Source organism: Actinoplanes sp. KI2 (assembly GCF_025630775.1).
In the GTDB taxonomy this organism is placed as follows: Bacteria; Actinomycetota; Actinomycetes; order Mycobacteriales; family Micromonosporaceae; genus Actinoplanes.
Genome location: NZ_JAOSZE010000021.1, coordinates 138,145 through 160,752, shown reverse-complemented (window position 1 = coordinate 160,752; position 22,608 = coordinate 138,145). Strand labels below are relative to the sequence as shown.

Sequence of the window (22,608 nt, the reverse complement as noted above, 5' to 3'; positions counted from 1 at the left end):
ACCTGTCGCGACCCCGGCGCAGGCCATAGCGTCATCGCCATGACGAACGAATTCCTGACCTTCGCCCCGATCTCCACCGCCGCGACCGCCCCGAATCTCGCCTCGTCGACCGCCCAGCTGGACGAGATGATGGCCCGCGTGGGCGTCGACGGACTGGTCGCCGCCTTCGCCGACCCGGGCCTGCTGGCCCTGGTCGACCAGCACGCGTCCGCCGTGCGGGACGCGCTCGCCGACGCGGAGCGGGAACCGGACGCGGAGGCGCTCGCCGCGTACGCCCGGTCGGTCGTCGCCTCCGCTCGTCGCGCCGGCCGGTACGTACCCGCCGCGGGGGAGGCGCCGGTGCGCCCCGCCGAGTGGCTGGCGGGGGACTGGCACCTGCTGCGGCTGGTGGCGGTCTGCTACCTGGCTGAGAGCTTTGGACTACTTTGAGCGATTTCGAAGACTTTATTCCTAAATTTCCAGTAACAGTTGTGGGCGGCAGCGATCTCTGAGGTATGAAGATCGCAATTGCGGTAGCGGCTCTGGCCGGCCTGATCGTCCCGATGTCCGCCGCCCAGGCGGCGACCGCCGCTCCCCATGACACGCCCCCGGCCGCGAGCACGGCGCCGGCCACCACGGCCGCTCCGGTCCTGGTCGCTCGTTGGAACTTCGACGCCGGCGCCACGGCCGGCCGGGTCGCCGACACCTCGGGCCACGGTGCCCCGGCGCTCACCGCGCGCGGCGCCGACCAGGGCGCGCTCAGCTACGAGGCCGGCCCGACCGGCGGCAAGTACGTCGCCTTCCCGGCCCTGTGCTCGGTGGGCGCCACGGCCTGCCCGCGGGCCATGCTCGAGGCGCCCAACGACGGCGACCTCAACCCGGGCACCCGGCTGTTCCGCTGGGGTGCCACCATCCGCGTGCTGAAGAGCCAGGTCCGGGGCTCGTCGAACATCATGCAGAAGGGCACCAACGCCACCGGCAGCCAGTGGAAGATGCAGATCGGCCAGAAGATGGGCCGCGCCCAGTGCGTCGTGATCGGCGTCGGCTCGCCGGCCGTCTACATGGCACACTCCACCAACCCGATCACCGACGGCGCGTGGCACAAGATCCTCTGCCAGCGCTCGGGCACCACTCTGGCGATCTTCGTCGACGGGGTCCAGCAGGGCACGGTCTCGGTCCCGGCGGCGATGTCGATCAGCAACTCGATGCCGCTGCGGATCGGCGGCCCGAACTTCAACACGTCCAGCGACATGTACCACGGCCAGCTCGACGACGTGTACGCCGAACTCGGCTGACCCCATCCACCACGGCCCGGCGCCCCCTGGCGCCGGGCCGCTTCCTCGTCGTCTCGGCGGGGCGGGACCTAACGGGGCGGGAAGGCGGTCGTCGAGTCGCCCAGGACGTGCCGCAGACGGGCCACCGCCTCGGCGACCGTCGCCGGATCGGTCGTGTGACACAGCCGGAACCAACCGGGTTCCGGGTGGTGGAAGACCGCACCGGGCAGCAGGTTGATTCGGCCCGACCGGAACAAGCGCTGCCACAGCAGACGCTCGGCCTCCGGCGATGCCGCGTCCAACCAGCCACGCAGATCGGTCCAGATGGAGAAGCCCGCCTCGGCCGGCCGGAACGGCACACCGGCGGCGGTGAGGTGGCCGGCTGCCGCGGCGTACGAGGCGGCGAGCCGGTTCCGGCTGGTGGTCAGGAACTGCACCGTCCAGTCGTCGGCGGCCAGCAGTTCCGTCAACAGCCACTGGGTGTCGGTGGAGACCGGCGCGAAGTATGCCAGCTCCCGCGCCGCCACGCGCACCTGCGGTTGCCGGGTATGCAACACGCCGACCTTGAGCCCGGGCAGGCCGAGGTCCTTGGCGAATCCCCACACCACGTGAACGCGTTGCGGATCCAGTGGGCCGGACGCCGCATCGCGGGCGCTGACGAAGGCCGGACCGGCGAACGCGCAGTGTGCGTACACTTCGTCGGCGATCAGGTCGAGGTCGAGTGCCGCGCAGGCCGAGGCGAAGGCGCGCAACTCGGTCTCGCGGTAGATCAGCCCGAGCGGGTTGTGCGGCGATGTCAGCACCAAGGCGCGTACGGTGGTGCCGGCGGAGCGAGCTCGCCGGACCGTGTCCACGACCGCCGCCGCATCCGGCAGCGGTGCCCCGGCAAGCGGCGGCACCGGTACCAGTCGCGCCCCGGATCGGCCGGTCAGGTCCGTGTCGAGGGCTCCGTAGTAGGGCACCGGCACGGCCAGCGCCTCGCCCGGATCGCACAGCACCGACGCGATGATGTCCAGGGCCGCTGTCGCCCCGCTCACCACGACCAGATCCTCGGGGTCGATGGGAGCGCCGCCTCGGGCCAGGAACCGGGCCACCTGTGACCGCAGCGCGACGGTGCCGTGCAGCGGCGCGTATCGAACGTCGGCGGCCGTCACCGCTCGGGCGGCGCACAGCCGCGGCCCCAGCATGTCCCACACCAGCCGGTTCTCGGCCGTACCCACATTGACATAGCCGTCCGGGTTGGACATCGAGTCGTACGGGTCGGCCTCGGCGACGAAGTGGGCGGCGGCGATCGCCGGCGTCCCCGCCACCAGCCGGGTGGCCTGCTGCGACACCATCAGTGTGCGGCCGGATCGGGCTGGAACATTCCCGGCGCCAGCCCGAGTCCCAGCGAGGCGTCCAGGACCGCGCCGTGCAGGCTGGCGGCCGCACCGGTGCACAGCCAGGCGATGAGGTCGGCGATTTCGCCGGGCTGGATGAGCCGCTGCTTCGGCAGTGCGGCCAGGAAGGTGGCCCGCGCGGCGTCGTCCAACCGGCCCAGGACGCTCGCATTGAGCATGGGTGTGTCCACGGCGCCCGGGCAGACAGCGAACACGTCCACCGGCGTGTGCGCCAGCTCGACCGCGAGCTGGCGGCTCAGGTGCACGAGCGCAGCCTTGCTCATGCCGTCGGCGAGATCGAAGGTGGGGAAGGGCGCTATCCCGCCGCCGACGCTGGCGACGTTGATGATCTTTCCGTAGCCGCGTTCCAGCATGCTGGGCACCAACTGCTGGACGAGCCAGAGCGGACCGACGCTGTTGATCTGGAGCATGGCCGCCGACCGCTGGTGTGCCGCCCCGGGCTCGTAGTCCACCACCGTGGCCGAACCCACCGCGGCGTTGTTGACCAAGATGTCCACCGGGGCGGGAAGCTTCCGCAACAGCCGCTGATGGCTGTCCCAGTCACCCTGGTCGAACGCGAAGGCGTTCACTTCGACGCCGTCCGAGGCCAGCTCTTCCACCAGGGTCTTGGCGCGGTCCGCGCCGTGCAGGTAGGTGAACCAGACCGTGTCCCCGCCGCGGGCGAACCTGGCGACGGCGTGCCGGCCGATGCCGCTGGAACCGCCGGTGATCAGAACGTTCCTGGCGTTCATAGCCGGCTGCGCACCTCCCACAGGTCGGGGTAGAAGCGCCGGTCGCGGCGTGAGCGCAGAAAGCTCGCCCCCGTGCTGCCGCCCGTGCCGGCCTTGACACCGATCTGCCGCTCCACCAGCAGAGCGTGCCGACAACGCCACAGTGACCAGGACTGGTCATGGTCGAGCAGGGCCTCGGCCAGTCGCCACAGGCCCCGACGATCCCCCCTGGCACGCGCCAGTTCCGCCAACACGCCGGCACGCCGTTCCGGATCGGACACGTCATGGCCGGCAGCGGTCAGCACCGTCAGGAAGCCGTCCCACAACGTCGGCTCGTCCAGCCGCCGCTGAAGCCGGTCACGTTCCTGCGCCGGCAGGCCGGCCGAAAGGTAGCGCCTGTCCGGCCAGCCGGACAAGAACTCGATCTCGCGGAACTGGACGGACTGGAAGCCGGACGCCCCCGCCAACGCCGACCGGAATTCCGCGAAGGAGGCGGGCGGCAGGGTGTCCAGCACGTCCATCTGAGCCAGCATCAACCGTTCCACGGTGTGGCATCGGGCCAGCAATGCCCACGGCCGCTCCGCCTCGCCCGCGAGCATGGCATCCCGGGCCGCGGTCAGTTCGTGCAACAAGAGCCGGAACCACAATTCGTACGCCTGATGCGTGACGATGAACATCAACTCGTCGTGCATCGCCGGAACGGCCTGCGGACGCTGAGCGTCGAGCAGCCGCGGCAGGCAGAGGTACTCGGCATAGGTGAACCCGTCCCGCGCTTGCGCCACGGGCCGGCGCCGCACCTGCGGCCGGCTAGTCATCGACCAAGCCCTTGGCGGCGAATGCCTCCCAGGCGCCCGGCTGGTCCAGAACGCCGGTCGACCGGCACAACCGCACGGTGGCCGACGCGGTCTGTCGCATCTCCGGTACGCCGCCGTAGCAGTCGCGTACCACGGTGTCGGCCTCGGCTTCGGTGAGCCCCGCCAGCGTCAGCGATCGGCGTACCGGTTCGCCGTCCCAGCGGAGACAGTCGGCGATCAGCTCGGGCAGGGCAACGGCCGCCCGGGCCCGGGTCGGCGCATCGAGGTGGGTCCACAGGTGCCGGAAGAACCCCGCGAAATAGCGATGGTGGCGTCCTTCGTCGCGCGCGTGGTCGCGGGCGAGGTCGCGGACGGTCGTCACCACCGTCGGATCGGCGGGCAACTCGTTGAGGACCGACGTGATCAGCGTCTCGAAGACCACGACCTGCAACAGTTGGGCGAGCACCTCGGCACCGGGCAGCAGCGCGGCCGCGGTCGCGTCGAGCCGGTCGGCGAATCCGCCGAAGTCCCAGTCGGGCAGGGCCGTCCCGGTTGCCGCCTCGACCTGCCGCGCCAGGTCCAGGCTGTACAACGAGTGGTAACCCTCGTCGCAGTAGACCTTGAACGCGTCCATCCGCAACTGCCCGCCGACCGGCACACCGATCCGGTTGTTCGCGATCCGTTCCGCTCCCCGATTGACCACCCGAGTTTCCAGGTGGGTGGTGGCGAGCAGGAATTGGTAGAGGTGCCGAACGGTCAGCACCTCGCGCTGCCCCGGGGCCCGCTCGCGGACCAGGTCATGCTCCAGGTACGGCACCAGGGCCGCCGGGAAGAACACCTTGCCCTGGTCGCGTTCGTCGGCGAACATCCGGCGTTTCCCGGCCCGCACGCCGGCCGCGTCGTACCAGTCGGTGAACGGGTTCATGGCCTCGTTCTCCTCGTCGTCAGCACCGGCATGAATCGATGCTAGGTGCAGACCGAGTGGGTAACCGACGGCCGATACGTGGTTCGTCAGGTACGTCGGTCGGCTTCACCACGTTCGCCGACGCGACCCACCGACTTCGATACCTGTCCTAGCTGCGGCGGAACGCGTAGGACCGCGACTTCCCGCCGCCGGCCCGGGCGTGGTCGCGCCCGGACTGCCCGCGAGCCGCCTGCCGGTCGTCCCGGCCGCCGCGGCGCCCGGCGCCGGACGCGTCGCGCCGTTCGGACGCGGTGGCCTCGGTGGACGGCCGGGCGAGTCCGGCCGCGAGATCGCGTACCGCGAGCTCTTTCTGATCGACATGCACGGAGAAGGGCATACGGAAACCTCCGGAAACTGGCAGAAGGATGCCGTGGAGAGGGGGTGTTTGCTCCGGGCGTCGGCACGCCGGCGTCTCCACGGCGGACAACCCGCCGGAGCGCCCGGAGCCGGAACGCTGTGCGGCCGCTACCGGCGGCCACCATCTCAGAGCATCAGGATCATGCGGTCACGTTAGCCGGGCACCGTTCATCGTCGCGACCCATTTAGAGCGCCGGCCGCTGTCGTTTCTGTCCAAGACCGTCGCCCCGGCCGCGATCTAGCGTGAACCCGGCAACTCGCGAGCATGAGGAGAAACAGCATGCGTGACCTGGTCTACACCGGTTTCATGTCGCTCGACGGCGTCGTGGACTCGCCCGGCGGCGGGCCCGGGGAGGAGCACCGCAGCGGCGGGTGGGTGGTCAAGGACCTCGAGTTCGTCCCGGAGGCCTGGTCGCTGAAGGGTGAGGAGCTCGCCGACACGACGGCGCTGATGTTCGGCCGGCGCAGCTACGAGGCGTTCGCGCCGGTCTGGCCCGGGTCGGCGGACCACGCCGGCTACAAGGACCTGCCCAAGTACGTGGTGTCCGCCACGCTGCCCGAGGACGCCCTGGTCAGCGGGTGGGGGCCGACGACCATCCTGCGCTCGACCGAGGACGTCGCCGCGCTCAAGGAGGCCGACGGCGGCGCCATCTTCATCCACGGGAGCGCGGAGCTGGCCCGGCGACTGTCGGACGCGGGCCTGATCGACCGGTACCACCTGCTGGTCTTCCCGGTGCTGCTCGGCGCGGGGAAGAGCCTGTTCGGCCGGGCCGACCGGGACAAGCACATGCTGACGCTGCGCGAGTCGGAGAGCTACTCGAACGGGATCCTGAAGCTGGTCTACGACGTCAGGCGCTGATCCACGTCGAGGCCGATCGCGCCGCCGGCGCCCTCGCGCAGCTGTCCGGCGGTCCGTCCGACGTAGGCACGCAGCGCCCGCGCGAGATGTGGCTCGTCGAAGTAGTCGAGCCGGGCCACGACGTCGGCGGCCGGGTCGCCGGCGGCCAGCGATGCCGCCGCCGTGCGGGCCCGTTCGATCTGCCGGACCGCGCCCCGGGTCAGGCCCGTCGCGGCGCGGAACCGGCGTTCGACCGTGCGCCCCGAGACGGCCGGGCGGTGGCCGCGCAGCACGTCGGCGACGAGCGGGTCGCGGACCACGATCCCGGCCCGCACGAGGCTCGCCACCAGGGCCTCGGCGTCGTCCAGGCCGGGCGTCCGCCAGCGGGCGCCGTCCAGCCGGAACGTCCGGCGGGTGGTGTCGGGCAGGCCGATGCCGCCGTCGACCAGCGTCGCCGTGGGCATGGCCCGCAACGAGGTGCCGACGGCGAAGTCGATGCCCGTGAAGGTCGCGCCCTCGGGCACCGGCGCCGTGCGGGTCCGGGTCTCGGGACCGGTGATGCTCGCGTACGCCCGGCCGGCCTGCTCCCAGAAGACCAGACCCCACCGTGCCTCGGCGACCGAGGTCATCGTGGTGACCTGCTCGCTCGTGCACGTCCAGACACTGTCGACCCACGGCGAATCCGACCGGCGCGTGGTGAACTGCAGTCCCACGGGCGAAGACTACGCCGCGGCCGCCGCGTACGAAATCATGGTTTTGCTCGGTTCACGAGGTCGGCGACCGTGACCGCGGTCAGACCGTCGAGCGCCGACAGCAGCTCCTCGGTCGTCTGCACCACGCCCCGGCGCTGCGGGGTGCCCTCGTGCAGGACGAGGATCGAGCCGGGGCGCAGGCTGGGGAGCAGGGAGCGGGCGATCCGGTCGTCGGAGGGCAGGCCCCGGTTTCCAGCCACCAGCGTGCCGAGGACGGCCTGCAGGTTCTGCTCGGCGGCGGAGCGGAGCATGCGCGGGGTGAAGACGCCGGAACCGGGACGGAACCAGCGGACCGGGCCGTGCGGCGCGAGCAGCTCGGTGGTGCGGGCCAGGTCACGGCGGAACTGACGGTCGGGGATCAGCGCCGAGCGCTCGTCCCGCATCAGGTGGTTGGCGATCTCGTGACCGGCGGCGACGATGTCGGCGACCAGCCCGGGGTGGGCCTGGACCCGCTCACCCACCAGGAAGAAGGTGGCCTTCGCGCCGTGCTCGGCGAGCACCGAGAGCAGGCCGGGCGTGCTGGTCGGCGAGGGGCCGTCGTCGAAGGTCAGCGCGAACACCGGGTCGGTGGTGTCGACGTACCAGATGACGTCGCCGGGGATCAGGCGGGAGACGGCCCGGGTGGCGGGCTCGCGCCAGGCCTGCAGGAGTCCGGCCGGTGTCGTGCTCATGAACAAAGAGTAGAACGCCCCGCCGATCGGAATCGGCGGGGCGCTTTCTCGCGGAATTGATCAGCGCTTGTCGATCGGGATGAACTCGCGCTCCGGGGAACCGGTGTAGAGCTGACGCGGACGACCGATCTTCGTGGCCGGATCGGTCATCATCTCGGACCACTGGGCGATCCAGCCGGGCAGCCGGCCGAGGGCGAACAGGACCGTGAACATCTTGGTCGGGAAGTTCATCGCCTTGTAGATCAGGCCGGTGTAGAAATCGACGTTCGGGTAGAGCTTGCGGCTGACGAAGTAATCGTCGTTGAGCGCGATCTCCTCAAGCTGGAACGCGATGTCCAGCAGCGGGTCCGGCTTCTCCAGTGTGTTCAACATCTCCTGGGCGGCCTTCTTCACGATGGCGGCACGCGGGTCGTAATTCTTGTAGACCCGGTGGCCGAAGCCCATCAGCTTGACGCCCTTTTCCTTGTTCTTCACCCGGGTGACGAACGAGTTGACGTCGCCGCCGTCCTTGCGGATCTGCTCGAGCATCTCGAGCACCGCCGCGTTGGCGCCGCCGTGCAGCGGGCCGGACAGCGCGTTCACGCCGGCCGAGATCGACGCGAACAGGTTGGCCTGCGCCGAGCCGACCAGGCGGACCGTGGAGGTCGAGCAGTTCTGCTCGTGGTCGGCGTGCAGGATGAACAGCATGTCAAGGATCTTGGCGACCTTGGGGTCCACGTCGTACTGCACGGTGGGCAGGCCGAAGGTCATGCGCAGGAAGTTCTCGACGTAGTCGAGCGAATTGTCCGGGTACGGCAGGGGGTGGCCGATGCTCTTCTTGTACGCGTACGCCGCGATCGTCGGAAGCTTCGCCATCAGCCGGATGCCCGAGATCTCGACCTGCTCGGGGTCGAGCGGGTCAAGCGTGTCCTGGTAGAACGTCGACAGCGCGGTCACCGCCGAGGACAGCACCGCCATCGGGTGCGCGTCGCGCGGGAAGCCGGAGAAGAACGAGCGCATCTCCTCCTGCAGCAGCGTGTGCACCCGGATCTTGTCGGCGAAGTCCTTCAGCTGCTCCGGCGTCGGCAGCGCGTCGTGCATGAGAAGGTACGACACCTCGAGGAAGGTCGACCGCTCGGCGAGCTGCTCGATCGGGAAACCGCGATAGCGCAGGATGCCCGCATCGCCGTCGATGTACGTGATCGCCGAGGTGGTCGACGCCGTGTTCACGAAACCCTGGTCCAGGGTGACGTAGCCGGTCTCCTTGAGAAGGGCACTGACGTCGATGCCGCCCGGACCCTCGACGGCCGAGCGCACCGGCATCGACAACTGGCCACCCGGGTGGTCGAGCTTGACATCCGTCATGTATTTCCCTCACTTCACCGGCAGATGTCCACAAGAATTTGTCGTTCACCGTAAACCCTCAACCTGAATGGGTCATCAGGCGGCCACCGGCTGAGGGATTGATCACGAAGAGTGGCGTTCTTGCATAGATAATGGTGCGCAGTCTCGGAGCGGAGGTGAGACCGGTGCGCAACCCTGTCGTGGTCGGTGTGACCGGCACGTCGGCGGGCCTGGCCGCGGTGCGGCTGGCCGCCCGCGAGGCCGTTTCCCGCGGCTGTCAGCTCAAAGTCGTTCACGCGTTCACCTGGCCCAGTCATGGCCCGCCGGGCGCCGGGATGGACTACGACCGGGCTCGACGGGCCGCCTCACAGGTGGTTGGCGAGGCGGTCCTCACCGCCCAGCGTTCCACACCCGGGGTCCGGGTGACGGGACAACTGGTGGACGGCCTGCCCGACCGGGTGCTGCTGCGGCTGAGCCGGGCGGCCGTGCTGCTGGTGCTCGGCGACGACGACCTGGCCACCACGCCGTGGCTGCCGCCGGGCTCGGTGCTGGTGCAGGCGGTGGCCCGGTCCTGGTGCCCGGTGCTGGTGGCGCGCGGGCCGCGGCCGCCGCGCGGTGCGGTGCTCGCGGCGGTGGACGGGTCGGCGAACGGGATGCGCGCCCTGCGGCACGCGCTCGCCGAGAGCCGCCGCCGGCGGGCGACCCTGGAGGTGTTGCACGTGGTGCGTGAGTACGGCGGTGCGGACGAGGAGCAGGGCCGCCAGGTGCTCGCCGAGGCCGCCGAGGCGGCGCCCGCCGCGCACACCCGGCTGCTGGCCGGCGCGCCCGGCCCCACGCTGGTGCTGGCCTCCCGCCGCGGCCGGGTGATCGTCCTCGGGCCGCGCGGGACCCGCGACGCCGGGCTGCTCGGCGCGGTGGCCCGGGAGGTGTTGCACCGCGGCGCCTGCCCGACGATCTTCGTGCACGGCCGGTCCGTCCCCGTGCCACGGTTGCCATCCGATCGCAAAGCCGGTGCTATGACCTAAAACTTGGGCGTAACGCGCCGATCTGAACCGTTGATGACCGGAATGTGGCGGCTGTTCGCTCTCGGCGGGGTGGCGGCGACGGCCGTATATCTGTTCGACCTTTCGCCCGCCGTGAACAGCGTCTGCGCGCTGTTGATCGGCGCGGGCACGGTCGTGGCCTGCACCGTCGGCCCGCGGCGGCTCGCCGCCGAGCCCCGCACCGCCTGGCCGCTGATCGCGGCGGCCTCGCTGTCCTTCCTGATCGGCGTGATCCTGCGGCCGATCGTCACCGCCGCCGGTCTGCCGCTGATCGCCGACGCCTTCACCATCCCCGGCTACCTGCTGCTCTGTGCCTTCCTGACCATCCTGCTGCGGGCCCGGCAGAGTCTCGAATGGCACTCCGTGCTGGATGGCCTGATCGTCTGCCTCTCCGCCGGCCTGGCCAGCGTGCTGCTGCTGGCGCTGCCCGCGGCCCGGATCGGCGACCGGCCCGAGATCGTGTCGATGCTGGCCGGGCTCTACCCGCTGTTCGACGTGGTGGTGCTGATGCTCGTGCTCAGCCTCACCTTCACGGCCCGGAGCTGGCCGCTCAGCCTGATCACCCTGCTGGCGTCGATGACGATGCTGCTCACCGGCGACGTCGCGTACGCGATCATCGGCGCTCAGGGCAAGCTGTACACCTCGCCGCTGCTGGACGTGCCGTTCCTGCTCGCGTACGTGCTGCTCGGGGTCACCGCGCTGCACCCGTCCGCGGTGCTGCTGGGCCGCCCGTCCCGCCCGCCGGTCGCGGCCTGGTCCGGGCGGCGGATGGCGCTGCTCATCCCGGCCCTGATCGCCCCGTACGTGCTGGTCCTGGCGATCGGCGACACCGCCGGCCACCGGCTGGTGATCGCGGCGGTCGGCATGCTGATCGTCACGCTCCTGCTGCTGCGCGCGATCACCGCGGTGCAGGCGCAGGCCAGCGCCCAGAGCTTCGCCGAGCACCAGGCCACCCACGACGCGCTGACCGGGCTGCCGAACCGGCGGATGATCAGCCACGAGATCGAGCGTCTGCTCGGCTACCTGGCGCCCGGCGACGAGTCGGTCTGGGTGCTGCTGCTCGACCTGGACGGCTTCAAGTACGTCAACGACTCGTGGGGCCACGACACCGGCGACCGGCTCGTCATCGAGGTCGCCGAGCGACTGCGCGCCCGGGTGCCGTCCGACGTCCGGGTCGCGGCCCTCGGCGGCGACGAGTTCGTGCTCACGGCGATCGGCGACAACGCGTACGCCCGCCGCCTGCTGGACTCGGCGCGGGCCTGCTTCGACCGCCCGTTCGTGGTCCGCGACTTCGAGCTGAAGATCAGCGCCTCGATCGGCATCGCCTCGGCCGGGCTGGACGGCGACCCCGAGGAGCTGATGCGCGACGCCGACACGGCGATGTACCAGGCGAAGGCGGAGGGGCCCGGGCAGGCGACGGTCTTCGACCGGTCGATGCACGACCAGGTACGCGAGCGGATCGAGCTGGAGGTCGCGCTGCGCCGGGCGCTCGGCGAGGGCGAGCTCTGGGTGGCCTACCAGCCGATCGTCCGGCTGGAGACCGGCCGGCCGCTCGGCGCCGAGGCGCTGGTCCGCTGGGTGCATCCGGAGCGCGGTCCGATCTCGCCGGCCGTGTTCATCCCGCTCGCCGAGGACGCCGGGCTGATCCGGGCGATCGGCACCTACGTACGCCAGGAGGCCCTGCGCCAGCTCGCCGCGTGGCGGGCCGACGGGACCGTGGCCGAGGACTTCTACCTGTCCATCAACGTCTCCGCGAAGCAGCTGTCCGACGCCACGTTCCCGCTGGTGCTCTCGGCCGAGCTGCTCCGCTTCGGGGTGCCGGCCGGGGTGGTGGCCCTGGAGATGACCGAGTCGGTGATGATGGACAGCTCCAGCGACACCTCCCGGGTCGTCTACGAGCTGCGCGAGCTGGGCGTGCAGCTGCTGATCGACGACTTCGGCACCGGCTTCTCCGGGCTCGGCTACCTGCGCCGCTTCCCGGTCACCGGTGTCAAGATCGACCGCTCGTTCGTGACCGGGCTGGGCGCCGACGAGGAGGCCGGCGAGCTGGTCCGGGCGATCGTGGCGATGAGCCAGGCGCTGCGGCTCAGCGTGATCGCCGAGGGGGTGGAGACCCGGCTGCAGCGGGACGTGCTCGCCCGGATCGGGGTGACCAACGGCCAGGGCTGGCTGTGGGGACCGGCCGTGCCGCCGGCCGAGTTCGCGGCGCATTGGCGCGCGTCCGGCGCCGCGGCGACGCTCGCCGGGCACGACTGACCACTGGCGCCCGCGCGATTCGTCGGGCATCATTCGTGACCTGCGGTAACCCGGATCACATTTCTGGAGGACCCCTGATGATCGCGCTGGTGAGTGTTCTCCTCATGCTCACCGCGGGGCTCGCCGCGGCGCTGACGGCGGCGGTCCGCCGCCCGTGACCGCCACGCTCGGCGGCTCGTGACCGCCACGCCCGGCCGTTCGTGACCGCCACGCCCGGCCGTTCGTGACCGCCACGCCCGGCCGTTCGTGACCGCCACGCCCGGCCGCTCGTGACCGCCACGCCCGGCCGCGATAGGGCAGGCTGGGCTGATGCGCTTCGCCACGTGGAACATCAACTCGGTCAAGGCCCGGCTGCCGCGGCTGCTGGAGTGGCTGGACGGCACGAAACCCGACGTCGTCTGCCTGCAGGAGACCAAGGTCCCGGCCGACGGCTTCCCCTCCGCCGAGGTCGCCGAGCTCGGCTACGAAACCGCCGCCTACGGTCAGGGCCGGTGGAACGGTGTCGCCCTGCTGTCCCGGGTCGGCCTCGCCGACATCCGTAACGGATTTCCGGGCGAGCCCGGATTTCCCGATCCCGAGGCGCGCTGCATCGGCGCCCTTTGCGGCGATATCAGGTTTATTTCGGTCTATGTCCCCAATGGTCGGACGCCCGAGGATCCGCACTATGTTTACAAGCTCTCCTGGCTGGCGGCGCTGCGCGACTCGCTCGCGTCGTCCCTCAGCGAGGGCCCGCTGATCATCGCGGGAGACTTCAACGTGGCGCCCACCGACGAGGACGTCTGGGACCCCGCGGTGTTCGTCGGCTCCACCCACGTCACCCCGCCCGAGCGCGACGCCCTCGCCGCCATCCGCGACCTGGGGCTGCGCGACATCGTCGGGCGCCCGCTCAAGGGCGACCGGCCCTTCACGTACTGGGACTACCGAGCCGGGATGTTCCACATGAACAAGGGCATGCGCATCGACCTGGTGCTGGCCACGCCGGACCTCGCGGCGCGGGTGACCGACGCCGTGATCGACCGGGAGGCGCGCAAGGGCAAGGGCCCGTCCGACCACGCCCCGATCGTCGTCGACCTCGATCGCCCGGCTATTGCATCAAATTGATTTGATGTAATCTGCGCGGGTGACCGCACCGCCGCCGGCGTTCGTGATCGCCGCCGGGCACCCGCTGCGCTGGCTCCTGCTCAGCGAGCTGGCCCACGGCGACCGGCCGGTGCGCGAGCTGACCGAGCTGCTCGGCCGGCCGCAGAACCTGGTCTCCTACCACCTCGGCAAGCTGCGTGCGGCCGGCCTGGTCACCGTGCGGCGCAGCAGCGCGGACGGGCGCGACACGTACTACGCGCTCGACCTGGCCCGCTGCTCCGCACTGCTGGCCGAGACCGGCGGCGCCCTGCACCCGGGACTGCGGCTGATCGCGCCGTCGCCCGCCGCCGAGGCCGTCGCGGGCCGCCGGGTCCTGTTCCTGTGCACCGGCAACAGCTCGCGGTCGCAGATCGCCGAGGCCCTGCTCCGGCACCGCACCGGCGGCGCCGTCGAGGCCTTCAGCGCCGGCAGCCACCCCAAACCCATCCATCCGTACGCGGTGGCCGCGCTGGCCGATCGGGGAGTGGAGCTCGGCGCGGCCCGCTCGAAGCACCTGAGCGAGTACACCGCCGAGCGCTTCGACCGGGTGATCACCCTGTGCGACCGGGTGCGTGAGGTCTGCCCCGAGTTCCCGGGCCACTCCCGCCCGGTCCACTGGAGCGTCCCCGACCCGGCGCGCGATCCGGCCGGGCGCCCGGCGTTCGACCGCGTCACGACCGAGCTCGACGAACGGATCACCTTCCTGCTGCACACCCTCGAAGCCCTGGAGGAAGCACCATGACCACCGACACCGTGAGCGTCCGCTACCTGGTGGACGACGTCCAGGCCGCCCTGGACTTCTACACCGCCCACCTCGGGTTCAAGCCCGGGGAGTGGGTGGCCCCGCCGGCCTTCGCCGAAATCCGCCGCGGCAACCTGCGCCTGCTGCTGTCCGGCCCGAGCAGCTCGGCCGGCCGCGCCATGCCGGACGGCCGCCGGCCCGGTCCCGGCGGCTGGAACCGGATCGAGCTGATCGTCGAGGACATCGACGCCGAGGTCGCCCGGCTGCGCGCGGCCGGCGTCGTCTTCCGCAACGACGTGATCAGCGGCCCCGGCGGCCGGCAGGTCGTCCTGGACGACCCGGCCGGCAACGCGGTCGAGCTCTTCCAGCCGGCCGGGGCATGAGCGCCTGCACCGAGCGGCACTTCCGCAACGTGCCCGCCCAGGCCGAAGGCGAGGGCCAGAAGGGCATGCCTAAGGAAGGCGCAGCATGACCGCCTGCACCGAGCGGCACCTCCGCAACGTGCCCGCCCAGGCCGAAGGCGAGGGCCAGAAGGGCATGCCTGAGGAAGGCGCAGCATGACCGCCTGCACCGAGCGGCACCTCCGCAACGTGCCCGCCCAGGCCGAAGGCGAGGGCCAGAAGGGCATGCCTAAGGAAGGTGCAGCATGACCGTGCCGCCGTCCCCGGCGACCCGGCCGGTCGCCGGGCTGCGAACCGTCCTCGTCCAGTGGGGGCGGATCGGTTGCATCGGGTTCGGCGGGCCGCCCGCGCACATCGCGCTGCTGCGCAAGCTCTGCGTGGACGACCGGAAATGGCTGAGCCCGCGGGAGTTCGAGGACGCGATCGCCGCCTGCAACCTGCTGCCCGGCCCGGCCTCCACCCAACTGGCGATCTTCTGCGCCTGGCGGGTACGCGGCCGGGTCGGCGCGCTGGTCGGCGGCGCGGCGTTCATCCTGCCCGGACTGTTCGTGATCCTCGCCCTCGCGGCGCTGTTCCTGCAGGGCGACCCGCCGGCGGCGGTGAAGGCGGCCGGGGCCGGTGCGGGCGCGGCCGTGGCGGCGGTCGCCGTGCAGGCCGGCTCGAGCCTGATGCCGGCCGGGTGGCGGCGGGCCCGTGAGCACGGCAGCCCGGCGCGGTGGATCGTCTTCCTGCTGCTGGGCGCGGCCGCGGCGGCGACGGTCGGCCCGTGGCTGGTGCTGTTGCTGATCGCCTGCGGCGTCGCCGAGGTCGTCGCGCAGCGGGTGGCCCGCCCGCCGGCGAAACTGCCCGCGCTGCCGGTCCTGGCCGGCGCCGGGCTGGGCGGCGGCGTGCTGCTGTCGATCGCCTGGGTCGCGATCAAGGTCGGGGCCCTCTCGTACGGCGGCGGGTTCGTCATCATCCCGCTCATGCAGGCCGACGCGGTCGACCGTTACCACTGGATGACCTCGGCCCAGTTCCTCAACGCGGTCGCGCTCGGACAGATCACCCCCGGCCCGGTCGTCCAGACCGTCGCGGTGGTGGGCTACGCCGGCGCCGGACTGGTCGGCGGGGTCCTCGCCTCGGTGGTCGCGTTCAGTCCGTCGTTCGCGCTCATCCTGCTCGGCGCCGACCGCTTCGACCGGCTCCGGGCCGACCCGCGGGTGCGCGCCTTCCTCGACGGCGCCGGTCCGGCCGCGATCGGCGCGATCCTCGGCTCGGCGATCCCGCTGGCCCGGGCGCTGGGCGAGCCGTGGCAGCTCGCGGTGCTGGCCGGCGCCGCGATCCTCGCCCTCGGGTTCCGCCGCGGCCCGGTCCTCACCCTGCTCACCGCGGCGGCGGCCGGCATTCTGATCGTGCTCGCCGGTGGTCCGCTGCCGCAGTGAGGGCCTGGGCAATTGCCTGGTTCGCCTGATTAAGCGCTTCCGTCGGCTTTACGGTGGTCCGGATCGAACCGACGAACTCGCCGCCTGGAAGGTGGGGAAAATGTCTTCCGGATATCGCAGCATGGTGTATGGCGGTCTTCTGGCCGCAGCCCTGTCGATCAGCGTCGCGCCCGCCCCGGCCCTGGCCGCCGGCGCGTCCACGGGCACCGGTCGGGTCACGGCCGCCAAACCGCCCGGGTTCCGCCTGAACGGCACCGCCACGATGTTGTCCAACAACCGAATACGCCTGACCAACGGGGGCTACCAGCAGATGGGCTCGGCCTGGTTGACGGATCAGATCGACGTGACACGATCGTTCGTCGCCACGTTCCGGGCGTCCCTGCTCGGCGTCGAGGACCGCGGCGCGGACGGCGTCGCGTTCGTAGTTCAATCGGTGGGTCCGCGGGCCCTCGGCGGCTGGGGCGGCGGGCTCGGCTACCGCGGCGTCCGCCCGAGCGTCGCGGTCGAGCTCGACGACTTCCAGAACGCGCCCGACCCGGCCGGCGACCACATCGGCATCGTGCTGGGCGGCAACCCCGACGTCCACCTGGCCACCGCGCCGACGGCCAAGCCGCTGTACGGCAACACGACCACGGTCAAGGTGGTCTACGACGCGTCGGCCCACCGACTCCTGGTGTTCGCCGGCAAGGACATGGCGCTGGACCAGAGGGTCGACGTCGCCCGCGAGCTCGGCGCCGGCCGGGCCTGGGTCGGCTTCACCGGCGCGACCGGGGATCTCACCTCCATCCAGGACATCACGAACTGGGCGGTCGTGACCGGACGCTGACGGCTCGACCCCACCGTTTCCACGAGCGGGGCGGGACGGCCCTCGGGTATTTTCAGGTCCCGCGGCCGGTCCCGGCCGAGCTGACGTTCGTGGAGGCGTGATGCATGCGTTCCGGAAGGCGGTCGAGGCCGGCGACATCGAGGCGGCGCTGCGGCTGCTCGCCGACGACGTGGTTTTCCTCAGCCCGGTGGCCTACCAGCCGTACCAGGGAAAGGCGGCCGTCTCGGCGATCCTGCGGGCGGTCTTCACGGTGTTCGAGGACCTGCGTTACGTACGCGAGATCGGCGGCGGCGACGACACGGCCCTGATCTTCGAGACCCGGATCGGCGAGCGGGCGGTCAACGGCTGCGATTTCCTGCGGCTCGACGGCGACGGGCTGATCTCCGAGTTCATGGTGATGGTGCGGCCGTTGAGCGGGCTCACCGCGCTGGCCGCCGCGATGAAGGAGAAGCTGGCCTAGCGGTGCGCGTCCTGATCGTCGCCTCGGGGTCGATGGGTGACGTGGCGCCGTACACGGGTCTCGGGGCGGGACTGCGGGTGGCCGGGCACGAGGTCACGCTCGCCGCGCACGAGCCGTTCCGGACGTACGTCACCGGCACCGGTCTCGGGTTCCGGCCGCTGCCCGGAGACCTCCGCGGGATGCTGGCGAACGCGCCCGGCGGTCTCGGGCCGCGGGCGCTTGCCCGGCAGTTCCGGCTGGCCCGGCCGCTGATCGCGGCGCTCGGGGCCGGGATTGTCGACGCGGTCACCGCGGTACGGCCCGACGTCATGCTGCTGTCCACCATGGTGGCGCCGCTCGGCTATCAGGTCGCGGAGGCCTATCGGGTACGCCGGGCCGGGGTCTTCCTGCAGCCGGTGCACCCGACCCGGGAGTTCGGGTCGGTGCTGCTCGGCGGGCGCCCGCTCGGGGCGGCGGCGAACCGGCTCACCGGGCTGGCGGCCACCTGGGCGATCCAGCCGCTGTACGCGGAACCGATCCGGGAGCTGCGGCGCCGGCTCGGGCTGCCCCGGGTGCGGCTCGCCGCGCTGCGCCGGGAGCAGGAGTTCGCGGCGCCGACCTTCCACGGCTTCAGCGCGGCCGTCGTGCCCCGGCCCGCGGACTGGCCGGCCCCGCTGCGGGTGACCGGCTTCTGGTGGCCGGCCGGCCGGCGCGGTCGCCGGCGACGGCCCGGGGCCGGCCGGCGAGGTTGCCGGCGACGACCTGAGGCCCCCTGGGGCGGTTGCCGGCCACAGCCGCGGGACGCCTGGCGCGGTTGCCGGCCGTGACCCGGGGGCGGCCTCGGCGCCGGCCTGGCGGCCATCGGCGGCGCTCACGGCGTTTCTGGCTGACGGGCCGCGGCCGGTCTTCGTCGGGTTCGGGAGCATGGTCCCGGGGCAGGGCGAGCGGCCGGGACCGATCGTGGCGGAGGCGGTGCGCCGGGCGGGGCTGCGGGCGGTCGTCCAGGCCGGGTGGTCCGAGCTCGCGGTCGCCGGCGAGCACGTGCTGAGCATCGGGGAGGCGCCGCACTCGTGGCTGTTCCCGCGGATGGCGGCCGTGGTGCACCACGCCGGGGCGGGGACGGCGGCGGCCGCGCTGCGGGCCGGTGTGCCCGCGGTGGCCGTGCCGGTGCTGGCCGATCAGCCGTTCTGGGCGCGGCGCCTGCACGATCTGGGGGTGTCGCCCGCGCCGATCCCGATGCCGAAGCTGGACGCGGACCGGCTGGCGGCGGCGCTGCGGCAGGTCACCACGAATCCGCACCACGCGGCGCGGGCGCGGGCGTTGTCGGCCCGGATCGGCGCGGAGGACGGCGTCGCGCCGGTCCTCGACTGGCTCGGTTCCGGCGCGTAATACGTGCGTAGTACGCTGGGAGGGTGCCGTACGAATGGGAGGACTGGGCTCTGGCGGCCCTCATCGGCATCGAGTCGTACGAGGTCCGGCAGGTGCTGGAGGCGAAGCGGCGGTGGCCGCGGCGGGCGATCAGCGCCAACCGGGTTCCGGTCCTCACCGTCTGGGGGCGCACGGCGGCCGGGCGACCGCTGATCGTCGCGGTCTACCACGTCGCCGAGCTGACCTGGCGGATCATCGGGGCACGGGAGATGTCGGATGCGGAGCTGACCGAGTTCAGCCGGTGGGAGGAGACGCGATGAGTCACGACGGCGACGTGCCGCGCACGCCCGAGCAGCTGGCCGCGTTCATGAACGGCCTGTCCTTCGAGCCCGCGCCCGCCCCGCAGGACGAGCAGGCCCTGCTCGACGCGCTGCCACCGGCCGGCTCGCCGGTCATGGTGGTGCGGTCGCTGCGCCTGCCGACCGAGCTGGACGAGGCGGTGGCCCTGGCCGCCAAGGCCGCCGAGGTGCCCAAGACCACCTGGATCCGGCAGGCGATCGAGATGGCCCTCGCCGTCCAGGCCGAGGACGACCAGCCCATCTCGCGGGCCGAGGCGTTGCGCGCCCTGACCCTGCTGCGCCCGGCCCGGCACGTCGCCTGACCGGGCTGCGCCGGGCCGATCGGACCGCGCCAGGCCGACCCTGCCGCGCCTGGCTGACCGGGCCGCTCATGGGTGGATGTTCTCCAGGTCGTCGAGCAGGCTGGGGTGCGTCGGCGCCCAGCCGAGCGCCTGCCGGGTGTGTGCGCTGGACGCGGGCTGGTCGGTGGCGAAGATCGGGCCGAGCGGGCCGTACGTGCCGGCCGGCACCGACTCGACCGGGAGGCCCAGCCGGCGGCCGATGACGGTGGCGATGTCGCGCACCCGGTCGCCCTCGTCGGCCACGGCGTGCCAGCAGGTGCCGGCCGGGGCCCCCTCGAGGGCCAGCCGGAAGAGCACCGCCGCGTCCCGCGCGTGCACGGCCGGCCAGCGCTGCGTGCCGTCGCCGGGATAGCCGGCGACGCCGCTGCGCCGTGCGATGGTGGTCAGCAGGCCGGCGAACCCGCCCGCGCCCTCGTTGTGGACGGTCCGCGGCAGGCGTACGGCCGTGCTCCGCACCCCGTGCTCCGCCAGCCCGAGCACCGACATGACCGAGCGGCCGCGACCGCCGACCGGGCCGTCGGTGGGCACCGGGTCGGCCTCGGTGGAGGGGCGGCCGGGCACCCACGGCGTGCCGGAGACGGTGACCAGCGGCCGGCCGCTGCCGGTGAGCGCCTCGCCCAGGGTGGCGAGCGCCGCGCCCTCCTCGGCGACCGACCGGGCGACCGCCTCGGCGCTGCTGAAGTCGTTGCCGAAGGCCAGGTGGATCACCCCGTCGGCGCGGTCGCAGCCGGTCCGCAGGGTGTCGAGGTCGGCGAGCCCGCCGCGGATCGGCTCGGCGCCGGCCTTCTCGGCGGCCTGCGCGGACGTCTCCGAGCGGGCGAGCGCGAGGACGGTGTGGCCGCGACCGAGCAGCTCGGCGACGACGGCGGAGCCGATCAGGCCGGTGCCGCCGGTGATGAAAACGCGCATGACGTACCCCTCGATGTGATGGGACCTTTGTCCCATCACACTACCACGGTGACGGGACAAAGGTCTCATCACTATGCTGGGCGCCATGGCTCGATGGGAACCCGGCGCGCGCGAACGACTCGTCGTGGCCGCCGTCGAGCTCTTCTCCGAGCAGGGGTACGACGAGACGACCGTCGCGCAGATCGCCGAGCGGGCCGGGGTCACCAAGAGCACGTTCTTCCGCCACTTCCCGGACAAGCGCGAGCTGCTGGTGGCCGGGCAGGAGACGCTGAGCAGGCTGCTGGCCGAAGGGATCGCCGAGGCGCCCGCCGGGTCGACGCCCCTCGCCGCGGTCGCCGCCGGTCTCGACCGCGCCTCGCACGCGATGACCCCGGTCAGCCGGGAACTGGCCCCGCGCCTGACCGCCGCGGTGGCCGCCAGCGCCGAGCTGCGGGAGCGGGACGCCCTCAAGAGCGTCGGCCTCGCCGCGGCGATGACGAGTGCCCTGGTCGAGCGCGGCGTGCCCGACCCGACCGCGGCGCTCGCCAGCGAGCTGGGCGTGCTCGCCTTCAAGCGGGGGTACGCCGCGTGGGCGCAGGCCAACTCCGGCGACGACCTCGCCTGGCACACCCGCGCGGCGCTGGACGAGTTGCGCGCGGCCAGCACCGCCCTGGGCTGATCGGCGACCTACGCGACTGATCAGCGACCCGCCGGGCTGATCGCTCCCTCGGCGGCGACGGCCCGGAGGTCGGCGGCCCCGGCGGCGAGGAGGTCGGCGAACGGGGTGTGCTCGTCGTCCATCCAGCGCCTCAGGGCCAGCCGCAGCACGGCCGAGCCGACGTCGGTGGCCAGTAGCGCGGTCTGCTCGTCGACGCCGCGGGCGGTCAGGGCGGCGGCGATCGTGCCGGACAGGCCGGCCATCTTGATCAGCTCGCGCTCCTGGAGCGGCGGGTTGGCGGCGATCACCACCGCCCGCTCGCGCAGGAACTCCCGCGGGCGCAGCACCTCGGGCACCGACGCGAAGGCGGTCAGCAGGGCCGGCAACGCGGCCGTGCCGGCCGGGACCGCCTCGATCGCGGCGGTGATCCGGGCCTCCAGGTCGTCGCCGGCGAACAGCACCTCGCGCTTGTCGGCGAACCAGCGGTAGAACGACCGCTCGGTCAGGTTTGCCCGCTTGGCGATCTGGGCGACCGTCGTGCGGTCGTAGCCCTGCTCGGTGAACAGGGTCAGCGCCGCCCGCTCCAGCCGTCCCCGCGTGTTGCCCTCCCACCTGGCCATGCCGCGAGTGTAGCGACAGCAGATGCTGTCATCACGGTGCTAGGTTGGTGACGACAGATCCTGTCGTCACCTCTCGGGGAGGAGACCCCTGATGCGCACTCTTCGTTTCCATGAGTACGGCGATCCCGCCCAGGTGCTGCGGCTGGAGGAGGCCGCGGCGCCCGAGCCGGGGCCGGGGCAGATCCGGGTCGCGGTCGAGGCCTGCGGGCTGACACCGGCCGACTGGGCGCTCTGCGGCGGGCTGTTCGCCGGGGAGCTGCCGCGCGGGATCGGCCTCGAGGTGGCCGGCACGGTCGACGCGCTCGGCGCGGGGGTGAGCGGCGTGGCGGCCGGCGACCCGGTCTTCGGGCCGGCGCCGTTCCGCGGGCCCACGGCCGGGGCCGCCGAGCTGGCGGTGCTCGACGTGTGGTTCGCGCGCCCGGCCGGGCTCGGTCCGGCGCAGGCGGCCGGGCTGCCGATGGCGGTCGAGACCGCGTACCGGGGGCTGGCCGATCTCGGGGTGACCGCGGGGACCACCCTGCTGGTCAGCGGGGCGGGAACCACGGTCGGGTTCGCGGCGGTGCAGATCGCGATCGGGCTCGGCGCGCGGGTGATCGCCACCGCCGGCCCGACGTACGCCGGCGACCTGCGCGATCGGGGCGCCGAGGTGACCGGGTACGGCGAGGGGCTGGCCGACCGGGTGACGGCGATCGCGGGCGGCCCGGTGGATGTCGTGCTGGACCTGGCGCCGGCCGGGACGGCGCTGCCCGAGCTGGTGCGGACCGTGGCAGCGCCCACGGACGTGCTGACGCAGAGCGACCTGGCGGGGGCCGGACGATATGGCGTGCGGGTGAGCGCCGGCGCGATCCGTGACGACGTGCTGGGCGAGTACGCGGAACTGGCGGCCGCCGGGCGGTTCTCGGTGCCGATCGCCGGGGTCCACCCGCTCGACGAGTGGCGGGCGGCCCTCTACCGGAGCCGCTCGGGACAGGCGCACGGCAAGCTGGTGCTGCAGATCGGGTGACGCGCCGGACGGTGGGGCCGCCCCGGCCGGAGGCCGGGAACGGCCCGGTGCCGCGCCCGGAG

Annotated in this window: 27 protein-coding genes; 17 read left to right on the top strand and 10 right to left on the bottom strand. The window is 72.5% G+C overall.

Annotated features, from left to right (window positions below; genetic code table 11):
* The first annotated feature begins 39 nt into the window (after window positions 1-39).
* Window positions 40-429 carry a DUF6401 family natural product biosynthesis protein gene (locus ODJ79_RS23110; protein ID WP_263025625.1) on the top strand — a complete coding sequence of 130 codons (390 nt, stop codon included), beginning with the start codon at window positions 40-42 and terminating at the stop codon, window positions 427-429.
* 65 nt (window positions 430-494) lie between these two features.
* Window positions 495-1,274, top strand: a complete 780-nt coding sequence (locus tag ODJ79_RS23105) for a LamG domain-containing protein (RefSeq protein WP_263025624.1) — start codon at window positions 495-497, stop codon at window positions 1,272-1,274.
* Between the two features lie 68 nt (window positions 1,275-1,342).
* Here ODJ79_RS23105 and ODJ79_RS23100 read toward each other — a convergent pair whose 3' ends face one another.
* The 5 genes from ODJ79_RS23100 to ODJ79_RS23080 all read right to left on the bottom strand — a co-directional run bounded on the left by ODJ79_RS23100 (window position 1,343) and on the right by ODJ79_RS23080 (window position 5,458).
* Window positions 1,343-2,587, bottom strand: a complete 1,245-nt coding sequence (locus ODJ79_RS23100; RefSeq protein ID WP_263025623.1) for an aminotransferase class I/II-fold pyridoxal phosphate-dependent enzyme — start codon at window positions 2,585-2,587, stop codon at window positions 1,343-1,345.
* A 2-nt stretch (window positions 2,588-2,589) separates the two neighbouring features.
* Window positions 2,590-3,384, bottom strand: a complete 795-nt coding sequence (locus ODJ79_RS23095) for an SDR family NAD(P)-dependent oxidoreductase (RefSeq protein ID WP_263025622.1) — start codon at window positions 3,382-3,384, stop codon at window positions 2,590-2,592.
* The gene (locus tag ODJ79_RS23090) at window positions 3,381-4,145 is read right to left on the bottom strand and encodes a tryptophan 2,3-dioxygenase family protein (RefSeq protein ID WP_263025621.1); all 765 of its coding nucleotides are present in this window, start codon (window positions 4,143-4,145) and stop codon (window positions 3,381-3,383) included. Before ODJ79_RS23090 ends, ODJ79_RS23095 begins: the two co-directional genes overlap by 4 nt.
* 25 nt (window positions 4,146-4,170) lie before the next feature.
* Entirely contained in the window at window positions 4,171-5,082 is a 912-nt protein-coding gene (locus ODJ79_RS23085; protein WP_263025620.1) for a diiron oxygenase, read from the bottom strand.
* A 148-nt stretch (window positions 5,083-5,230) separates the two neighbouring features.
* On the bottom strand, window positions 5,231-5,458 hold the full coding sequence (locus ODJ79_RS23080) for a hypothetical protein (protein WP_263025619.1): 228 nt from the start codon (window positions 5,456-5,458) through the stop codon (window positions 5,231-5,233).
* 300 nt (window positions 5,459-5,758) lie between these two features.
* On the opposite strand from ODJ79_RS23080, the gene ODJ79_RS23075 reads away from it, so the two are divergent.
* Window positions 5,759-6,337, top strand: coding sequence for a dihydrofolate reductase family protein (locus tag ODJ79_RS23075; RefSeq protein WP_263025618.1), 579 nt, complete (start codon window positions 5,759-5,761; stop codon window positions 6,335-6,337).
* Here the strand turns inward: ODJ79_RS23075 and ODJ79_RS23070 are convergent.
* Genes ODJ79_RS23070 through ODJ79_RS23060 form a run of 3 tightly spaced genes read right to left on the bottom strand, consistent with a single transcriptional unit; the run spans window position 6,319 to window position 9,083 of the window.
* Window positions 6,319-7,029 carry a helix-turn-helix domain-containing protein gene (locus ODJ79_RS23070; RefSeq protein WP_263025617.1) on the bottom strand — a complete coding sequence of 237 codons (711 nt, stop codon included), beginning with the start codon at window positions 7,027-7,029 and terminating at the stop codon, window positions 6,319-6,321. The genes ODJ79_RS23075 and ODJ79_RS23070 overlap by 19 nt on opposite strands.
* 35 nt (window positions 7,030-7,064) lie before the next feature.
* Entirely contained in the window at window positions 7,065-7,739 is a 675-nt protein-coding gene (locus tag ODJ79_RS23065; protein WP_263025616.1) for a polysaccharide deacetylase family protein, read from the bottom strand.
* 60 nt (window positions 7,740-7,799) lie between these two features.
* Window positions 7,800-9,083, bottom strand: a complete 1,284-nt coding sequence (locus ODJ79_RS23060) for a citrate synthase (protein ID WP_263025615.1) — start codon at window positions 9,081-9,083, stop codon at window positions 7,800-7,802.
* Window positions 9,084-9,247: 164 nt separating this feature from the next.
* On the opposite strand from ODJ79_RS23060, the gene ODJ79_RS23055 reads away from it, so the two are divergent.
* The 12 genes from ODJ79_RS23055 (at window position 9,248) to ODJ79_RS23000 (ending at window position 19,338) form a co-directional block, all read left to right on the top strand.
* Entirely contained in the window at window positions 9,248-10,087 is an 840-nt protein-coding gene (locus tag ODJ79_RS23055) for a universal stress protein (protein WP_263025614.1), read from the top strand.
* A 33-nt stretch (window positions 10,088-10,120) separates the two neighbouring features.
* The gene (locus ODJ79_RS23050; RefSeq protein WP_263025613.1) at window positions 10,121-12,361 is read left to right on the top strand and encodes a putative bifunctional diguanylate cyclase/phosphodiesterase; all 2,241 of its coding nucleotides are present in this window, start codon (window positions 10,121-10,123) and stop codon (window positions 12,359-12,361) included.
* Between the two features lie 309 nt (window positions 12,362-12,670).
* Window positions 12,671-13,462, top strand: coding sequence for an exodeoxyribonuclease III (locus ODJ79_RS23045; protein ID WP_263025612.1), 792 nt, complete (start codon window positions 12,671-12,673; stop codon window positions 13,460-13,462).
* A gap of 19 nt (window positions 13,463-13,481) precedes the next feature.
* The gene (locus tag ODJ79_RS23040; protein ID WP_263025611.1) at window positions 13,482-14,222 is read left to right on the top strand and encodes a MarR family transcriptional regulator; all 741 of its coding nucleotides are present in this window, start codon (window positions 13,482-13,484) and stop codon (window positions 14,220-14,222) included.
* On the top strand, window positions 14,219-14,605 hold the full coding sequence (locus tag ODJ79_RS23035) for a VOC family protein (protein ID WP_263025610.1): 387 nt from the start codon (window positions 14,219-14,221) through the stop codon (window positions 14,603-14,605). The genes ODJ79_RS23040 and ODJ79_RS23035 overlap by 4 nt, the downstream gene beginning before the upstream one ends.
* Before the next feature lie 263 nt (window positions 14,606-14,868).
* Window positions 14,869-16,044: a chromate efflux transporter gene (gene chrA / locus ODJ79_RS23030; RefSeq protein ID WP_263025609.1), complete on the top strand. Its 1,176-nt coding sequence runs from the start codon at window positions 14,869-14,871 to the stop codon at window positions 16,042-16,044.
* A 100-nt stretch (window positions 16,045-16,144) separates the two neighbouring features.
* A complete protein-coding gene (locus ODJ79_RS23025; RefSeq protein ID WP_263025608.1) occupies window positions 16,145-16,870 on the top strand; it encodes an L-type lectin-domain containing protein in 726 nt (241 codons plus the stop codon).
* Window positions 16,871-16,970: 100 nt separating this feature from the next.
* A complete protein-coding gene (locus tag ODJ79_RS23020) occupies window positions 16,971-17,330 on the top strand; it encodes a nuclear transport factor 2 family protein (protein ID WP_263025607.1) in 360 nt (119 codons plus the stop codon).
* A gap of 2 nt (window positions 17,331-17,332) precedes the next feature.
* Entirely contained in the window at window positions 17,333-18,136 is an 804-nt protein-coding gene (locus tag ODJ79_RS23015; RefSeq protein WP_263025606.1) for a glycosyltransferase, read from the top strand.
* 97 nt (window positions 18,137-18,233) lie between these two features.
* Window positions 18,234-18,698 carry a glycosyltransferase gene (locus ODJ79_RS23010; RefSeq protein WP_263025605.1) on the top strand — a complete coding sequence of 155 codons (465 nt, stop codon included), beginning with the start codon at window positions 18,234-18,236 and terminating at the stop codon, window positions 18,696-18,698.
* Between the two features lie 23 nt (window positions 18,699-18,721).
* Window positions 18,722-18,997, top strand: coding sequence for a hypothetical protein (locus tag ODJ79_RS23005; protein WP_263025604.1), 276 nt, complete (start codon window positions 18,722-18,724; stop codon window positions 18,995-18,997).
* Entirely contained in the window at window positions 18,994-19,338 is a 345-nt protein-coding gene (locus tag ODJ79_RS23000; RefSeq protein WP_263025603.1) for a hypothetical protein, read from the top strand. Before ODJ79_RS23005 ends, ODJ79_RS23000 begins: the two co-directional genes overlap by 4 nt.
* A gap of 66 nt (window positions 19,339-19,404) precedes the next feature.
* Here the strand turns inward: ODJ79_RS23000 and ODJ79_RS22995 are convergent, their stop codons facing one another.
* A complete protein-coding gene (locus tag ODJ79_RS22995) occupies window positions 19,405-20,286 on the bottom strand; it encodes an SDR family oxidoreductase (RefSeq protein WP_263025602.1) in 882 nt (293 codons plus the stop codon).
* An 85-nt stretch (window positions 20,287-20,371) separates the two neighbouring features.
* Between ODJ79_RS22995 and ODJ79_RS22990 the strand changes: the two genes are divergently transcribed.
* A complete protein-coding gene (locus ODJ79_RS22990; RefSeq protein ID WP_263025601.1) occupies window positions 20,372-20,944 on the top strand; it encodes a TetR/AcrR family transcriptional regulator in 573 nt (190 codons plus the stop codon).
* A gap of 20 nt (window positions 20,945-20,964) precedes the next feature.
* Here the strand turns inward: ODJ79_RS22990 and ODJ79_RS22985 are convergent, their stop codons facing one another.
* Entirely contained in the window at window positions 20,965-21,543 is a 579-nt protein-coding gene (locus tag ODJ79_RS22985) for a TetR/AcrR family transcriptional regulator (protein ID WP_263025600.1), read from the bottom strand.
* A 91-nt stretch (window positions 21,544-21,634) separates the two neighbouring features.
* On the opposite strand from ODJ79_RS22985, the gene ODJ79_RS22980 reads away from it, so the two are divergent.
* Window positions 21,635-22,546, top strand: coding sequence for an NADP-dependent oxidoreductase (locus ODJ79_RS22980; RefSeq protein ID WP_263025599.1), 912 nt, complete (start codon window positions 21,635-21,637; stop codon window positions 22,544-22,546).
* The last annotated feature ends 62 nt before the right edge of the window (window positions 22,547-22,608 follow it).

Coding starts and splice junctions, on each gene's coding strand:
- ODJ79_RS23035 (WP_263025610.1), top strand. CDS start 14,219: ATGACCACCGACACCGTGAGCGTCCGCTACCTGGTGGACGACGTCCAG.
- ODJ79_RS23085 (WP_263025620.1), bottom strand. CDS start 5,082: ATGAACCCGTTCACCGACTGGTACGACGCGGCCGGCGTGCGGGCCGGG.
- ODJ79_RS23105 (WP_263025624.1), top strand. CDS start 495: ATGAAGATCGCAATTGCGGTAGCGGCTCTGGCCGGCCTGATCGTCCCG.
- chrA (WP_263025609.1), top strand. CDS start 14,869: ATGACCGTGCCGCCGTCCCCGGCGACCCGGCCGGTCGCCGGGCTGCGA.
- ODJ79_RS23110 (WP_263025625.1), top strand. CDS start 40: ATGACGAACGAATTCCTGACCTTCGCCCCGATCTCCACCGCCGCGACC.
- ODJ79_RS23020 (WP_263025607.1), top strand. CDS start 16,971: ATGCATGCGTTCCGGAAGGCGGTCGAGGCCGGCGACATCGAGGCGGCG.
- ODJ79_RS23045 (WP_263025612.1), top strand. CDS start 12,671: ATGCGCTTCGCCACGTGGAACATCAACTCGGTCAAGGCCCGGCTGCCG.
- ODJ79_RS23065 (WP_263025616.1), bottom strand. CDS start 7,739: ATGAGCACGACACCGGCCGGACTCCTGCAGGCCTGGCGCGAGCCCGCC.
- ODJ79_RS23080 (WP_263025619.1), bottom strand. CDS start 5,458: ATGCCCTTCTCCGTGCATGTCGATCAGAAAGAGCTCGCGGTACGCGAT.
- ODJ79_RS22985 (WP_263025600.1), bottom strand. CDS start 21,543: ATGGCCAGGTGGGAGGGCAACACGCGGGGACGGCTGGAGCGGGCGGCG.
- ODJ79_RS23050 (WP_263025613.1), top strand. CDS start 10,121: ATGACCGGAATGTGGCGGCTGTTCGCTCTCGGCGGGGTGGCGGCGACG.
- ODJ79_RS23000 (WP_263025603.1), top strand. CDS start 18,994: ATGAGTCACGACGGCGACGTGCCGCGCACGCCCGAGCAGCTGGCCGCG.
- ODJ79_RS22980 (WP_263025599.1), top strand. CDS start 21,635: ATGCGCACTCTTCGTTTCCATGAGTACGGCGATCCCGCCCAGGTGCTG.
- ODJ79_RS22990 (WP_263025601.1), top strand. CDS start 20,372: ATGGCTCGATGGGAACCCGGCGCGCGCGAACGACTCGTCGTGGCCGCC.
- ODJ79_RS23095 (WP_263025622.1), bottom strand. CDS start 3,384: ATGAACGCCAGGAACGTTCTGATCACCGGCGGTTCCAGCGGCATCGGC.
- ODJ79_RS23075 (WP_263025618.1), top strand. CDS start 5,759: ATGCGTGACCTGGTCTACACCGGTTTCATGTCGCTCGACGGCGTCGTG.
- ODJ79_RS23060 (WP_263025615.1), bottom strand. CDS start 9,083: ATGACGGATGTCAAGCTCGACCACCCGGGTGGCCAGTTGTCGATGCCG.
- ODJ79_RS23025 (WP_263025608.1), top strand. CDS start 16,145: ATGTCTTCCGGATATCGCAGCATGGTGTATGGCGGTCTTCTGGCCGCA.
- ODJ79_RS23010 (WP_263025605.1), top strand. CDS start 18,234: ATGGTCCCGGGGCAGGGCGAGCGGCCGGGACCGATCGTGGCGGAGGCG.
- ODJ79_RS22995 (WP_263025602.1), bottom strand. CDS start 20,286: ATGCGCGTTTTCATCACCGGCGGCACCGGCCTGATCGGCTCCGCCGTC.